At 71.0% G+C, this 14,815-nt stretch carries 9 protein-coding genes; 4 read left to right on the top strand and 5 right to left on the bottom strand.

Annotation, left to right across the window (positions count from 1 at the left end; translation table 11 throughout):
- Positions 1–23: 23 nt before the first annotated feature.
- Positions 24–257, bottom strand: a complete 234-nt coding sequence (locus MKK53_RS16185) for a hypothetical protein (protein WP_243929733.1) — start codon at positions 255–257, stop codon at positions 24–26.
- A gap of 234 nt (positions 258–491) precedes the next feature.
- On the opposite strand from MKK53_RS16185, the gene MKK53_RS16190 reads away from it, so the two are divergent.
- The 4 genes from MKK53_RS16190 (at position 492) to MKK53_RS16205 (ending at position 7,962) form a co-directional block, all read left to right on the top strand.
- Positions 492–1,679: an FAD-binding protein gene (locus MKK53_RS16190; RefSeq protein WP_243929734.1), complete on the top strand. Its 1,188-nt coding sequence runs from the start codon at positions 492–494 to the stop codon at positions 1,677–1,679.
- A gap of 47 nt (positions 1,680–1,726) precedes the next feature.
- Positions 1,727–3,058, top strand: coding sequence for a glycolate oxidase subunit GlcF (gene glcF / locus MKK53_RS16195; RefSeq protein ID WP_243929943.1), 1,332 nt, complete (start codon positions 1,727–1,729; stop codon positions 3,056–3,058).
- 553 nt (positions 3,059–3,611) lie between these two features.
- Positions 3,612–6,569, top strand: coding sequence for a ribonuclease E/G (locus MKK53_RS16200; protein WP_243929735.1), 2,958 nt, complete (start codon positions 3,612–3,614; stop codon positions 6,567–6,569).
- 175 nt (positions 6,570–6,744) lie between these two features.
- Positions 6,745–7,962: a methyl-accepting chemotaxis protein gene (locus tag MKK53_RS16205; RefSeq protein WP_243929736.1), complete on the top strand. Its 1,218-nt coding sequence runs from the start codon at positions 6,745–6,747 to the stop codon at positions 7,960–7,962.
- Between the two features lie 60 nt (positions 7,963–8,022).
- Here MKK53_RS16205 and MKK53_RS16210 read toward each other — a convergent pair whose 3' ends face one another.
- From MKK53_RS16210 to MKK53_RS16225, 4 genes are all read right to left on the bottom strand, one after another.
- Positions 8,023–11,295, bottom strand: a complete 3,273-nt coding sequence (locus MKK53_RS16210; RefSeq protein ID WP_243929737.1) for an efflux RND transporter permease subunit — start codon at positions 11,293–11,295, stop codon at positions 8,023–8,025.
- 337 nt (positions 11,296–11,632) lie between these two features.
- Positions 11,633–12,067 (bottom strand): tellurite resistance TerB family protein, encoded by a 435-nt coding sequence (locus tag MKK53_RS16215; protein WP_243929738.1) that lies wholly within the window; start codon positions 12,065–12,067, stop codon positions 11,633–11,635.
- Between the two features lie 81 nt (positions 12,068–12,148).
- Entirely contained in the window at positions 12,149–12,370 is a 222-nt protein-coding gene (locus MKK53_RS16220; RefSeq protein ID WP_243929739.1) for a YbdD/YjiX family protein, read from the bottom strand.
- Positions 12,371–12,373: 3 nt separating this feature from the next.
- Positions 12,374–14,431, bottom strand: coding sequence for a carbon starvation CstA family protein (locus MKK53_RS16225; RefSeq protein ID WP_243929740.1), 2,058 nt, complete (start codon positions 14,429–14,431; stop codon positions 12,374–12,376).
- Positions 14,432–14,815: the final 384 nt, after the last annotated feature.

Below are 14,815 nucleotides of genomic sequence, written 5' to 3' on the forward strand. Positions count from 1 at the left end.
GTCGGCGGGCGGACGCCCGCCACTCACTCCCCGGACGATCCTGCGGCGGGCCCGTAGCCCTTCCCGGACAGCCACTCGCCGAGGCCTAGCCGCACCGCCTCGGACACCGAAGGCCGGGGCTCGGGCTGGTCGGCGATCCAGGCCTTGAGCGCGTCCATCACCGGGGCCGGCAGGTCGGCGGAGGCGCGCGGATCCGCGCCCTCCCTCTCCAGAGCCTCCGCGGCAATCTGCGCGATACTGGCTGCGATCTTGTCCACGGGACGGTCCGGCCGGGGATTCCTGAAGGTTCACCGGCACTCCTTATGCGCCAGCCCCTGGGCGGCCGTCCATCCATGCGGGCGGAGACCGGCCGACGCGGGGTGGAGCCGGGGACGATGCGAGAAAGTGCGCCGGCTGACAGGCGCGGCCGGATGCCCGGCTTGAAACCTCCTGCCGTTCCGGCGACACCCGTTCCTGGACTTGATCCAAACAAGCACATGGGGCGGGAGACGATGGGCGGCACGGAGCCCGGCACCGAGGCGGAGGCGTGCGAGCGCGTGCGGGCGGCGGCGGGCCGGGCGGAACGCCTGCGGATCGTCGGCGGCGGCACCAAGGCGGGCTTCGGCCGCCCCCCGCAGGACGAGGCGAGCCTGTCGGCGCGGGGCCTGACCGGCGTCACCCTGTACGAGCCGGCGGAGATGGTGATCGGCGCCCGCGCCGGCACGCCCCTGGCCGAGGTCGAGGCGCTGCTGGCCTCCCGGGGGCAGATGCTGACCTTCGAGCCGATGGATTACCGGGGCCTGTTCGGCACCCAGGGCGAGCCGACCATCGGCGCCGTGGCGGCGATCAACAATTCCGGCCCCCGGCGCATCAATGCCGGCGCCGCCCGCGACAGCCTGATCGGCGTGCGCTTCGTCAACGGCAAGGGCGAGGCGATCAAGTCGGGCGGGCGGGTGATGAAGAACGTCACCGGCCTCGACCTCGTGAAGCTGATGGCCGGCGCCCATGGCACCCTCGGCCTGTTGACGGAAGTGACCTTCAAGGTCCTGCCCGCCAACGAGCGGGTGGCGACCCTGGTCTTCGCCGGCCTCGACGACGCCCGCGCCATCGGGGCCCTGGCGGCGGCCCTGGGCTCGCCCTTCGAGCCCACCGGCGCGGCGCACCTGCCCGCGGGGACCGGCGCCGCGGAGGCCCGCACCCTCATCCGCATCGAGGGCTTTTCGGATTCGATCACCTATCGGCTGGAAGAGCTGCGCCGCCTCCTGAAGCGGTTCGGCGCCCCCGACACCCTCGACGGCGAGGCCGGCGCCGCCCTCTGGCACGCCGTGCGCGACGCCTCGCCCCTCGCCGAGCCCCGCACCGACGCCCTGTGGCGGATCTCGACGGCGCCGTCCCACGGCCCCGCCCTCGTGGCCGCCATCGCCGCGGGCCGGGCGGCGCGCTGGTTCTACGATTGGGGCGGCGGGTTGATCTGGCTCGCCACCTCCGCCGAGGGCGATGCCGGGGCGGGGGCGATCCGCGCCGCCGTCCGGGCCCAGGGGGGCCACGCGACGCTGGTGCGGGCGCCGGACGCGGTGCGGGCGGCGGTCCCGGTCTTCGAGCCCCTGGCGGAGCCGCTGATGCGGGTCACGGCCGGGATCAAGGCGGCGCACGACCCGGCGGGGATTTTCAACGCGGGCCGGATGTACGCGGGCGTGTGAGTTTGTCCCCTCCCCCTGGCGGGGAGGAGAGGATGCAGGATCAGACCGTGCAGACCAATTTCAGCCTCGCCCAACTCGCCGACCCCGCCATGGCGGCGTCCGAGAAGATCCTGCGGACCTGCGTGCATTGCGGCTTCTGCACCGCCACCTGCCCGACCTACCTGCTGCTCGGCGACGAGCTCGATTCCCCCCGCGGGCGAATCTACCTGATTAAGGACATGCTGGAGGGGGGCAAGCCGGCGAGCCCCGAGGTGGTGCGCCACGTGGACCGCTGCCTCTCCTGCCTGTCCTGCATGACGACCTGCCCCTCGGGCGTGCACTACATGCACCTCGTCGACCATGCCCGGGCGCATATCGAGAAGACCTACCCCCGGCCCGCCGGGGACCGGCTCCTCCGGGCGGTCCTGGCGATGGTCCTGCCCTACCCGGCCCGGTTCCGCCTCGCCCTCCGGGCGGCCAAGCTGGGGCAGCCGTTCAAGGGCCTCGTCGCCCGCCTGCCGCAGGTCGGCAACCGCCTCGCGGCGATGCTCGACCTCGCCCCCGCCGCGATGCCCGCCCCCAACAGGACGAACCGGCCCGGCACCTTCCCGCCTCAGGGCGGCCGGGCGGCCAAGCGCGTCGCCCTGCTGCGCGGCTGCGCCCAGAGCGTCCTGCGGCCGGATTTCAACGAGGCGGCGATCCGCCTCCTCAACCGCCACGGCGTCGAGGTCGTGCACGCGCAGGAGGGCTGCTGCGGCGCCCTCACCCACCACATGGGCAAGGAGCACTCCTCCCACGCCCACGCGAAACAGGCCATCGACGCCTGGGACGCCGAGATCGCCAGGGGCCTCGACGCGATCCTCGTGACCGCCTCCGGCTGCGGCACGACCATCAAGGATTACGGCTTCATGTTCCGGGACGACCCGGCCTATGCCGAGAAGGCGGCCCGGGTCTCGGCGCTCGCCAAGGACGTGACCGAGTTCGCCGCCACCCTGCCGCTGATGGCCCCGGTGGTGGAGAGCGACCTCGTCGTCGCCTACCACTCCGCCTGCTCGATGCAGCACGGCCAGGGCATCCGCACCGAGCCGAAGGCGCTGCTGACCCGGGCCGGGTTCACGGTGAAGGAGGTGCCGGAGGGCCACATCTGCTGCGGCTCGGCCGGGACCTACAACATCCTCCAGCCGGAGATCGCCGAGAAGCTGCGCGCCCGCAAGGTGGGCAACATCGAGCGGATCCGCCCCGACGTGATCGCCACCGGCAACATCGGCTGCGCGACGCAGATCGGGAAGGGGACGGCCATCCCGATCGTCCATACGGTGGAACTGCTCGATTGGGCGACCGGCGGCCCGAAGCCGGCGGCCCTGGAGGCCGTCAGGCCCCGCCTCGCGGCGGCGGAATGACATTTGCGTGACGTCTTGGCGCGGGCGGCCCTTGCCAAACCGCCGCCGCGGTTTGTAATGATACCGACCCCTTTCCGGTCCCGCCGGTCGCAACTGCGGCCCGCGGACGCGGCCGAATTCTGCTGAGAAGACGGACGCGGCGTCGCAGCGGGCATTTTGCCCGCGCGGGCGACGGCGGACCACTCAACCGACCGGACAGGTGTCGGACGACGCGGCGATTTCCGCCGCACAGGATTTCACGGCCGGCCCCTGAGACCGGTCGAGATGCTTTCGCGAGGTCGGGAGAAGATGGAGGGACGCACAGCACCGCTTGCCGCTGCTCGTGCCCCGCGCGCACGCACGACGCGCCGCGCCGTCCCCTCTATCCGCCCGACCATTTTCAACCCCAGGCGCCCAGGGCGCCAGAAGGCGGTTGACGGCACAATCCCACCCCTCCCCCCCGCGGCCTCGGTGACGAGGCCGGCACCATGCCCGGCGGTTTCCCCCCCGGGCGGGGCGCCGCCGGGGGTCCGGGCACGGAACGCGACGTCGGCCGCCATGCCGAAAGTTCGTCATGGCCAACAAGATGCTCATCGACGCGATGCACCCGGAGGAGACCCGGGTCGTCACGGTCCAAGGGTCTAAGGTCGAGGAATTCGACTTCGAGGCCGCCAACCGCAGGCAGCTGCGCGGCAACATCTACCTCGCCAAGGTCACGCGGGTGGAGCCCTCGCTCCAGGCCGCCTTCGTGGAATATGGCGGCAACCGCCACGGCTTCCTGGCCTTCAACGAGATCCACCCCGACTACTACCAGATCCCCCTGGCCGACCGGCAGGCGCTGCTGGAGGAGGAGGCCCGCGAGGCCGAGGAATTCCGCGAGCGCGAGGAGCGCCGCCGCCGCTCGCCCCGCCGCTCCCGCGGTCGCCGGGCGGAGGCGAGGTCGCGCCGGGACGACACCGTGAGCACGGAGGACTCGGCCGGCGCCGGGGCCGCCGTCGAGGGCGAGGAGATCCTGTCCGCGGCGCTGCCCGACACCCTCGCCGACAACGCCGAGGCGGTGCGTGAGGAACTCGCCACCGAGGGTCACGCCGCCGAGGACGGCGCGTTCACGCCTGAGACGGCGGGCGAGCCCGTCGCCGCCTCCACCGAACTCGATTCCGAAGTGCCCGCCGAGGCCCGGATCGCCCTCACCGAGGAGCTGACCTCGGCGGCTGAGCCGGAGGAATTGTCGGCCGACGCCGCGTCCGACGTCGCCGGGCAGCATGAGACCGACGAGGAACTCGACGCCGACGAGGACGACGAGTCCGAAGACGACGAGGACGAGGACGACGGCGAAGAGGACGAGGACGAAGAGGACGGCGACGAGGAGGACGAGGGCGAGGACGACTCCGACGATCCCGACGCCGAGCCGAAGATCGCCCAGATCGGCGGCAACGGCGATGCCCTGGCCGAGATCCCCGAGCGCCCCCGCGCGCCGCGCCGCCACTACAAGATCCAGGAGGTCATCAAGCGCCGCCAGATCATCCTCGTGCAGGTGGTCAAGGAGGAGCGCGGCACCAAGGGCGCGGCCCTCACCACCTATCTGTCGCTCGCCGGCCGCTACTCCGTGCTGATGCCCAATACCGGGCGCGGCGGCGGCATCTCCCGCAAGATCACCTCGGCGGCCGACCGCAAGCGGCTCAAGGACGTCGTGGCCGACCTCGACGTGCCGGGGGGGATGGGCGTCATCCTGCGCACGGCCGGCGCCTCGCGCTCGAAGCCCGAGATCGCCCGCGATTTCGAATACCTCATGCGCCTGTGGGAATCGGTGCGGGAGCTGACCCTCACCTCCATCGCCCCGTCGCTGGTCTACGAGGAGGGGTCGCTCATCAAGCGGGCGATCCGCGACCTCTACAACAAGGAACTCGATGAGGTCCTGGTGGCGGGCGAAGACGCCTACCGCGAGGCCAAGGACTTCATGCGGATGCTGATGCCCGACCAGGTGAAGGTCGTGAAGCCCTACCGCGACACCACCCCGGTCTTCGCCCGCTTCGGCGTCGAGGCCCAGCTCGACGCGATGTTCTCCACCCACGTCTCCCTGAAGTCGGGCGGCTACCTCGTCATCAACCCGACCGAGGCCCTGGTCTCGATCGACGTGAACTCGGGCCGCGCCACCCGCGAGCACGACATCGAGGACACCGCCCTCAAGACGAACCTGGAGGCCGCCGAGGAGGTCGCCCGGCAGCTGCGCCTGCGCGACCTCGCGGGCCTGATCGTCATCGACTTCATCGACATGGAGGAGAAGCGCAACAACCGCGCCGTCGAGAAGAAGCTGAACGACTGCCTGAAGAGCGACCGCGCCCGCATCCAGGTCGGCCGGATCTCGCCCTTCGGCCTGATGGAGATGAGCCGCCAGCGCATCCGCACCGGCCTGCTCGAATCCTCCTCGATCCCCTGCCCGCATTGCGGCGGCTCGGGCTTCGTCCGGGCGACCTCGTCGGTGGCCCTGCACATCCTGCGCTCGATCGAGGAGGCGCTGCTCAAGTCGGCGAGCCACAACCTGATCCTGCGCACCCGCACCGAGGTGGCGCTCTACATCCTCAACCAGAAGCGGGCGCACCTGCACGAGATCGAGATGCGCTTCGGCGTGACGGTGACCATCGCCGCCGACGAGCGCCTGCCCGCCACCTCGGCCTTCCAGCTCGACCGGGGCGACCCCGCCCAGCGCGCCGAGGGCCCGGTGACCGGCGTGCGCGCCACGGCGATCTCCCCGACCACGGACTTCGAGGACGAGGCTGAGGACGAGACCGAGGAGCTGGAGGCCGTCGAGGCGCCGGAGGCCGACACCGCCGCCGTCGAGACCGCCGGGGACGAGACCCGCGAGGACGGCGAGGGCAAGCGCCGCCGCCGTCGCCGCCGCCGCCGGGGCGGTCGCCCCGAGGGTTCGGAGACCCGTGAGGCGGGCTCCGACGAGGGCGACGAGGAATCCGAGGACGAGACCACCGAGCCCACGGCCTCCGAAGGCGAGGACGAGGCGGGCGAGGCCGTCGAGGTCGCCGCCACGGAGGGTGAGGACGGCGCGAACGGCAATGGCGACAAGGGCCGCCGCCGCCGTCGCGGTCGCCGGGGCGGCCGCGGCCGCACCGAGCGCACCGGCCAGCGGGAGGACGAGGGACAGTCGGACGAGTCGTCCGCGGACGAGACCTCCGCCGACGAGGCCTCCGCCGACGAGGTGATGACGGTCGAGGCCACGGCGACCGAGGTCCCGGACCACGGGGAGACTGCCGTGCACTTCGCCTCCGAGGAGCCGGTCTCGGCCGAGACCCTCGAAGCCGTCGAGGCCGAGCCGATGCTGACCCGCCCCGTCGAGCCCACCGCCGAGCAGCCGGTGACCGCGGAAGAGGTGGCGCAGGCCGCCGAACCCGCCGAGCCCGCCCCCGTCGAGCGGCCGGCCGAGCCCGTCGCCGTCGTCCTGACGCCGCCCTCCGATCCGAGCCGTCCGAAGCGGGCCGGCTGGTGGTCGCGGACCAAGGCCGCCCTGACCGGCGAGTAATCACCCGGCCGCCGGAGGCACAGTCCGCCTCCGGTGGCGATCCCGGGGAAAAGAACGAAGACCCATCACCGCACGGTAGCCGCGGAAGTGGGGTAACAACCTGTGCGTGGACGGTTTGTTTAAGGATGTCGGCCAGAATCGGGGCCGCGTACCCGAAACACTGCCGAGCCGCCGGATGTTCAGCCTTTCCAAGAAGAAGCCGATGGCGAACGCGGCCCCCACCGTCGCTCCGGTGGCCGCGGTCGCCGAGCCGGCCATCACGCTCGTCCCCCCCGCCCCTTTGATCGACCACGAGGTCTTCGCTCTCCCCGGCCGCCTCTCGGCGGCGGCCTCCGAGGCCGGCACGTCCCTCGGCTGGATGGCCTACGATGCCACGGGCACGGCCGAGCAGGCCCGGCTGATGGCGGCGGCGACGGAAGAGCTGGCGGCGACGACCCGCGAGATCGCCTCGCGCTCGTCGGACGTCTCCGGCGGCGCCGAGGCGGCGAGCACCGGCATCGCCGCCTGCGCCGAGGACATCCACCGGGCCTCCGACGGGATGCGCCAGATCGAGGGCGGCACCGACGAGATCGGCCGGCGCCTCGATGGCTTCTCGCAGGCCGCCGCCCGCATCGAGGAGATGGCCGGCGCCATCGCGGCCATCTCCGGGCAGACCAATCTCCTCGCCCTCAACGCGACCATCGAGGCCGCCCGTGCCGGCGCGGCGGGGCGGGGTTTCGCCGTGGTCGCCGCCGAGGTGAAGGCCCTGTCGGCCCAGACCGCCCGGGCGACGGACGAGATCCACCAGCGCATCAAGCACCTGCGCGACGAGATGTCCGCCATGCGGGAGGCCGTGAGCCAGAGCCGCGAGGCGGTGAAGACCGGTGCCCAGGCCATGGCCCGGGCCAGCGACCGCGTCGGGACGGAGAGCGGCAAGGTCGCCACCGTGGCGGCCGAGATGCGGGCCGCCTCCGGCCTCCTCGACCAGCAGATCCAAGCCACGAGCGAGATCGCCGACAGCGTCGGGCGGGTCGCCGCCGGGGCCGACAAGGCGCGGCAGGAGATCAGCGATGCCATCGACCGGATCGACCGGATCGAGACCCTGAGCCAGACGCTCCTCGACCGCCAGGGCGGCGACGCCCGGGAGCATCGCCTCGCCCGCCTGCCGGCGGATTGCGCCGCCTGGCGCCGCCGCCTCGCGGCGGTGCTGGTCGGGATGCGGGCCGCCGACCTCGACCAGGGCGAGGTCGCCCCGCACCCGGCCCTCCCCGCCCCCGTGGAAGCCGCCCTCGCCAAGGCGCGGGGCGACTGCCGGGCGATGCTGGGCCACATCCAGGCGTCCCGCTGGAACGAGGCCACGGCCGCCTTCCAGGCCTTCGAGGGCGCCATCGCCGAGGCCCAGGCCGCGGCCTGAGCCTCCCCCTCCCGCGCGGGGGGCCGCACGGGCGGCTCCCCGCCATCACGGGGCGGCGTCTCAGGCGGCCTTGGCGTCCTCGGGCGGCAGGTAATCCTCCACCGGCTGCGCCGCGCCCCCGCGCAGGAGCGTGTAGAGGAACGGCACCAGCAGCAGGGTGGCGGGCGTCGCGAAGGCGATGCCGCCCATGACCGCCCGGGCCAGCGCCGCGTTCTGCTCGCCGCCCTCCCCCGAGCCCAGGGCCATCGGGATCAGCCCCAGGAACATCGCCGAGGCGGTCATCAGCACCGGCCGCAGGCGCGTCTCCCCCGCCGCGATGGCGGCCTCGGCCGCGCTGCAGCCGGTGGCCTCCCGGTGCTCCTTGGCGAAGGTGACGAGCAGGATCGAGTTCGCCGAGGCGATGCCCACCGACATGATCGCCCCGAAGATCGAGGGGATCGAGAAGGTGGTGCCCGTCACGAACAGGCCGGCGGTGATGCCGCAGAAGGCGATGGGCAGCGCCGCGATCACCACGAAGGGGTCGCCCCAGCTCTGGTAGTTCACCGCCATCAGCAGGTAGACGGCGATCAGCGCGATCGCGAGGCCGATGCCCAGGCGCAGGAAGGCCGAGCGCATGTTCTCGATCTGCCCGCGGACGGTGATCTTGTCCGGGGCCTCGAGGTTCTTCTGCTCGTCCTGCACGATCGCGTCGATCTCCCGGGCGACCGAACCGAGGTCGCGGTCCTGCACGGAGGCGAAGACGTCGAAGGTCGGCTGGATGTTGACGTGGTTGATCACCGTCTGCGTCGGCACCCGGCGCATGTCGGCGACGCTCGACAGCAGGGTCAGCACCCCCGGCCCGGAGCCCGGCGTGGCGGCGGCCCGCACGAAGAGCGGCGTGTTGCGCAGGTCGGTGAGGGAGGCGTTGCGGTATTCCGGCGTCTGCACCCAGAGCTGGTAGGGGATGCCGGTCTTGGGGTCCGGCCAGAAGTTCGGCGTGACCTGATAGCTGCCCGACAGGGAGATGTTCATGTTCTGCGCCACCGACTGCTCGGTGAGCCCGAGTTCGGAGGCGAGCCGCCGGTCCACGTCCACGTAGAATTGCGGGACGTTGACGATCTGCTGGAGATGCACGTCCACGAGGCCCTTCGTCTCGCGCAGGCGGCGGACGATGCTCTGGGCGACCTCCAGGTCCTTCTCCCTGTGGCGGCCGGAGACCTGCACGTCGATCGGCGTGATGACGCCGAAGTTCAGGATCTGCGTGATGATGTCCGCCGGCTGGAAATAGGCGATCAGGTCGGGGAAGCGCTGCATCAGCACCTCGCGCAGGCGCTTCTTGTAGCCCGCCACCGACCCGTGCCCCTCCTTGAGGCTGATCAGCATCTGGCCGTCGTTGTAGGAAACGAAGGAGCCGTCCGAGAAGGCGAAGTTGTAGTTGATCGACGGCACGCCGATGTTGTCGAGGATCTGCTCGATCTCACCCTCGGGGATCACCTCCCGCACCACGTCCTCGACCTGGGCGAAGACCTGCTGGGTCGTCTCGATGCGCAGGCCGGCGCGGGCGCGCAGGTGCATCGTCATCTGGCTCGATTCGATCTCGGGGAAGTAGTCCTGCCCCGTGAACAGGAACAGCGTGCCGCCCAGCGCCAGCACGCCGGCGGTGACGGCGACGGTGACGAACCGGTGGCGCAGGGCGGCGTGCAGCAGCCCGACATAGCCCCGGTGGAAGCGGGTGAACCGCCGCTCGAAGCCCCGGTGGAACGCGCCCGCGAGCCTCAGGAGCGGCGCCGCCACCGTGCCGAAGGCCCGGCCGATCCGCGTGCCGCGCCGGGGCTCGCCCTCCTGCGGCCGGTCCTTGGCGTGCTTCTGCGCGTATTCCGGCGCCACGATCACGTCGATCAGCAGGGGCACCAGGGTCCGCGACAGCAGGTAGGAGGTCAGCATCGCGAACACGACCGCGAGCGCCTGCGGGGTGAACAGGTATTTCGGCGTGTCGGTGAGGGCGAAGACCGCGGTGAAGGCGGCGCAGATCGACAGCGTCGAGATCAGGGCCGGCTTGGCGATGCCCGCCGCCCCGTGGACGACGCTCTCCCGGAACTCCTCGCCCTCCTCGAACAGCCGGTAGGTGTTCTCGATGGCCACCGTGGCGTCGTCCACGAGGATACCCACCGCCAGGGCGAGGCCGCCGAGCGTCATCACGTTGATGGTCTCGCCCAACGCCGCCAGCACCGCGAGCGAGGTCATCACGCAGAGCGGGATCGAGATCAGCACCACCACCGTGGAGCGCCAGGAGCCGAGGAACAGCAGGATCGCGAGGCCGGTGAGCGCGGCGGCGGTGGCCGCCTCGTGCAGGACGCCCTCGATGGCGTTCGACACGAAGATCGACTGGTCGAACAGCAGCTTGATGTTCATGCCCTCGGGGGCGGCGGCGTGGATCGTCGGCATCGCCGCCTTGACGTTGTCGACGACGCTCAGCGTCGAGGCGTTGCCGTTCTTGATGACCTGCATCAGCACGGCCTGGCTGCCGTCGGCGCGGACCACGTTGATCTGCGGCGGCCCGCCGTCGCGCACGTAGGCCACGTCCCGCACCAGCACCGGCTGGCCGGCGACGATCTTGATCGGGGCGAGGTTCAGGGTCTCGATCGAGGGAGGGGTGGCGTTGAGCTGGATCGGGTATTGCTGCTCGCCGATCTTGGCGAGGCCGGAGGGCACCGTCAGGTTCTGCGCCGTCATGGCGTTGGTGACGTCGAGCGGCGTCAGGCCGAGGGCCTGGAGGGCGTCGAGGTCGAGGTCGACCATGATCTGCCGCGGCGCCCCGCCGAACGGCGCGGGCAGGGTCGAGCCCGGCACCTGCGCCAGCGTCTGGCGGATGCGGTACTGGGCGTAGTCGTAGATCTCGTTGAGGCTCTGGCGCGCCGAGGACAGGGCGAGCTGGATCACCGGCACGGAGGAGGCCGAGTAGCGCACGATCACCGGGGGCTGGATGCCCGGGGGCATCGCCGCGCGGATCGAGTTGGTGGAGGACACGACCTGCGCGATGGCGAGGTCGATGCTGACGCTGGGGTCGAAGTAGATCCGCTGGACCGCCGTGCCCTGGAGCGTGGTCGATTCCATCCGGCGGATGTTGTTGACGTTGTTGGAGATGCCGAACTCGGCATAGGTGGTGACGCGGGTCTCCATCTCCGGCGTGGACAGCCCGGTATAGGTCCAGACCACCACGACGACGGGGATGTTGACGACGGGCAGCACGTCCTTGGGCGTGACGACGATGGCGCCCAGGCCGCCGAGCATCATCAGCACCGCCAGCACGTAGGTCGTGATGCGGAACTTCAGGGCATAGAGGACGAGGCCCATGCGATCTCCCGGCCCGCGACCCGATCCGATGCGACGGCCACGAGGATTGTCCTAGCGCGCCCGCATCCGCAAGGATCGGACGCGCGTTGCCGCAGGCCGGATTAAGTTGTTTCCCACGGAAACACTGTCGTCATCGCGGGCGGGGTGAAGGAATCGAGGGACGCGCCGCGTTCTGAGTGTCCGGCCGGGAAGTCTGGGCGGCCCCTTGATCTTGCACCGTCATTGCGAGGAACGATGCAATCCAGGGACGCGCCACGCTCGGAAACGGCCCTCCCGCCCCGGGATTGCTTCGTTCCTCGCAATGACGGGTGGGGGCTGAACGCGACGACGAGGGCGCTCAGCGCAGCAGCGCCGACTTCTCGACTTCCAGCGCATTCGCGATCTCGTCCAGGGCGGTGTGCTCCACCGCGCTGATGCCGCCGAAATCGGCGACGTCGGCGGCGATCAGGAACACGTCCTGCCGCTGCTCGACGGGCCGCTCGGCGATGGCCGAGGCGGCGCGCAGGTTCTCGATGCGGCCCGCGCGGCTCTTGGCGCGGGTGATGGCCTCGTACAGCTCCTGCTCCACCCGCAGGGTGTCGTAGGACTTCTCGAGGATCGGGTTGGCGCGGATGCCGACGATGGCCGCCTCCACCTCCTCCTCCGCCACATCCCCGTCCGCCACGATCACGTTGGCCGCCGCCGAGACCGCCGCCTGCAGGAACAGGGCGTCGCCGGCATACGACATGATGGTCCGGCCGAAACGGAGGATCGCGTCCTGAAAAATGCTCATGCCACTCTCCCGTCAGATCAAGATGGCGGGAAAAGGGCCGGCCGAGTCAAGACGTGGCCCCGTGCGCACGAACCGCCCGGATCAGCAGCAGCGGAAGCCCGAGGTGTTGCCGACGCCGAAGCGGGCGTTCTCCCGGTTGCGGAAGAACTCCGTCTCGGTCATCGGCTCCCGGTCGGGGTGGGTGCGGCGGATGTGCTCGGCGTAGGCGCCGTAATCCCCCTGCCCCACCATCAGCCGGGCGCCGTCGCAGACGCATTTCGTCAGCGTCCGCATCTGGTCGCGAAACCCCCGCGTCGATGCCATGGCCTACTCCGCGGGGACCAGCGTGGGCTCGGTCTCCAGCGCCGTCCAGCGGTCGGCGCGCAGCGCCTTCACGCAGGCCATGATGCCGAACACCGCGATCGCCACCACGAGGGCGATGAACAGGGCCGCCAGCACCGCATCGATCCGGTCGTTGAGGACGATCTGGCTCATCTGGCCGGCGTTCTTGGCGGGCGCCAGCAGCTTGCCCTCGGCGGCGGCCGAGGCGTAGCGGTCGGCATGGGCGAGGAAGCCGATCTTCGGGTCGGCGGAGAAGATCTTCTGGTAGCCGGCCGTCAGGGTGCAGATGCACAGCCACGCCGTCGGGATGATCGTGACGAAGGCGTATCTCTCGCGCTTCATCTTGAAGATCACCACGGTGCAGAGCGTCAGCGCCACCGCCGCGAGCATCTGGTTCGAGATGCCGAAGAGCGGCCACAGGGTGTTGATGCCGCCCAGCGGGTCGGTGACGCCCTGGTACAGGAAGTAGCCCCAGGCGCCGACCGAGATGGCCGTGGCGAGGATGCTCGGCACCCAGGCATCGGTGCGCTTAAAGCCCGGGGCCACGAGCCCCACGAGGTCCTGCACCATGAAGCGGCAGGCGCGGGTGCCCGCATCCACCGCGGTGAGGATGAACAGCGCCTCGAACAGGATGGCGAAGTGGTACCAGAAGGCCATCATCGCCTTGCCGCCGATGGCGGAGGAGATGATGTGCGCCATGCCCACCGCCAGGGTCGGCGCGCCGCCGGCCCGGGAGATGATGGTGTGCTCGCCGACATCGGCGGCGGTCTGGGTGATGACCTCGGGGGTCGTGGCGAAGCCGAGCTTCGTGACCGCGGCGGCGGCCGTCTCCGGCGTGGTGCCCACCAGGGCGGCCGGGGAGTTCATGGTGAAGTACACGCCGGGGTCGATCACGCAGGCCGAGACCAGGGCCATGATCGCCACGAAGGATTCCATCAGCATCGCGCCGTAGCCCACGAAGCGGGCGTCGCGCTCGTTGGCGATGAGCTTCGGCGTGGTGCCCGACGAGATGAGGGCGTGGAAGCCGGAGACCGAGCCGCAGGCGATGGTGATGAACAGGAACGGGAACAGGCTGCCCGCCCAGACCGGGCCGGTGCCGTCCACGAACTTGGTGATCGCCGGCATCTGGAGGTGCGGCGCCACGAAGGCGATGCCGAGGGCGAGGCCGGCGATGGTGCCGATCTTGAGGAAGGTCGAGAGGTAGTCGCGCGGGGCCAGCAGCAGCCACACCGGCAGCACCGAGGCGACGAAGCCGTAGCCGATCAGCATCCAGCACAGCTGCGTGCCGGTGAAGGTGAAGGCCGGGGCCCAGACCGGGCTGTCCGCCACCTGCCCGCCGCCGAAGATCGCCGCCATGAGCAGCACGAAGCCGACGACCGAGACCTCGCCGATCTTACCGGGGCGGATGTAGCGAGTGTACACGCCCATGAGGATGGCGATCGGGATCGTCGACATCACCGTGAAGGTGCCCCAAGGGCTCTCGGCGAGCGCCTTGACCACGATCAGCGCCAGCACCGCCAGCAGGATGACCATGATGAGGAAGGTGCCGAACAGGGCGATGACGCCCGGCACCGCGCCGAGCTCGGCCCGGATCAGCTCGCCGAGGGACCGGCCGTCCCGGCGCATGGAGACGAACAGGACCATGAAGTCCTGCACCGCCCCCGCCAGCACCACGCCGGCCAGGATCCACAGCATGCCAGGCAGATAGCCCATCTGCGCGGCGAGCACCGGGCCCACCAGCGGGCCTGCGCCCGCGATGGCCGCGAAGTGGTGGCCGAACAGCACGCTCTTGTTCGTGGGGACGTAGTCGAGCCCGTCGTTGTGGCGCAGGGCCGGGGTGGCGCGCCGGGCATCGAGCTGCATCACCTTCTCGGCGATGAACTTCGAATAGTAGCGGTAGGCGATCAGGTAGACGCAGACCGCGGCGACCACGATCCAGAGGGCGTTCACGGCCTCGCCGCGCTCGACCGCGACGATGGACAGGGCGGCGGCGCCGAGCGCCCCGACGAGGGCCCAGGGCCCGTGCTTCTGCAATGCGGTCATGGCGTGGCCTCCCCTGGCCCGCGGCGCGGTCCGGCCCTGACAGGGCCTGTGCTCTGATCCGCGTTCTGCCGGAAAATCCGCGCCCTGCAAAGATTGTCGCCCGGGGGGCATCGGACAAAGCACGGGGCGTTGTCGCCCGGCTTCTTCGGCGCCGGGGCAAACAACCGGTTGAAGCCCTCTGCCCCAGGTGTTCGTCAAGCGAGTGAGGCCGGACGCTCAGTGTCGTCCCGCCCGCCCCCTCGTCCTGAAGGTCCCGTGTGTGCGGATCTCGAAGGAGGGCAGCTTCGCATCCCGAAGTCCGATCGGGAAGTCCGTCCCCCATCCGTCTTGGCGCGCACAGCGACGCCATCCAGGGCGGCGGGACACTTCAAGACGGAGCCTGCC

This window comes from Methylobacterium sp. J-076 (genome assembly GCF_022829405.1).
Lineage (GTDB): Bacteria > Pseudomonadota > Alphaproteobacteria > Rhizobiales > Beijerinckiaceae > Methylobacterium.

Coding starts and splice junctions, on each gene's coding strand:
- MKK53_RS16205 (WP_243929736.1), top strand. CDS start 6,745: ATGTTCAGCCTTTCCAAGAAGAAGCCGATGGCGAACGCGGCCCCCACC.
- MKK53_RS16220 (WP_243929739.1), bottom strand. CDS start 12,370: ATGGCATCGACGCGGGGGTTTCGCGACCAGATGCGGACGCTGACGAAA.
- MKK53_RS16225 (WP_243929740.1), bottom strand. CDS start 14,431: ATGACCGCATTGCAGAAGCACGGGCCCTGGGCCCTCGTCGGGGCGCTC.
- MKK53_RS16190 (WP_243929734.1), top strand. CDS start 492: ATGGGCGGCACGGAGCCCGGCACCGAGGCGGAGGCGTGCGAGCGCGTG.
- MKK53_RS16210 (WP_243929737.1), bottom strand. CDS start 11,295: ATGGGCCTCGTCCTCTATGCCCTGAAGTTCCGCATCACGACCTACGTG.
- MKK53_RS16215 (WP_243929738.1), bottom strand. CDS start 12,067: ATGAGCATTTTTCAGGACGCGATCCTCCGTTTCGGCCGGACCATCATG.
- MKK53_RS16200 (WP_243929735.1), top strand. CDS start 3,612: ATGGCCAACAAGATGCTCATCGACGCGATGCACCCGGAGGAGACCCGG.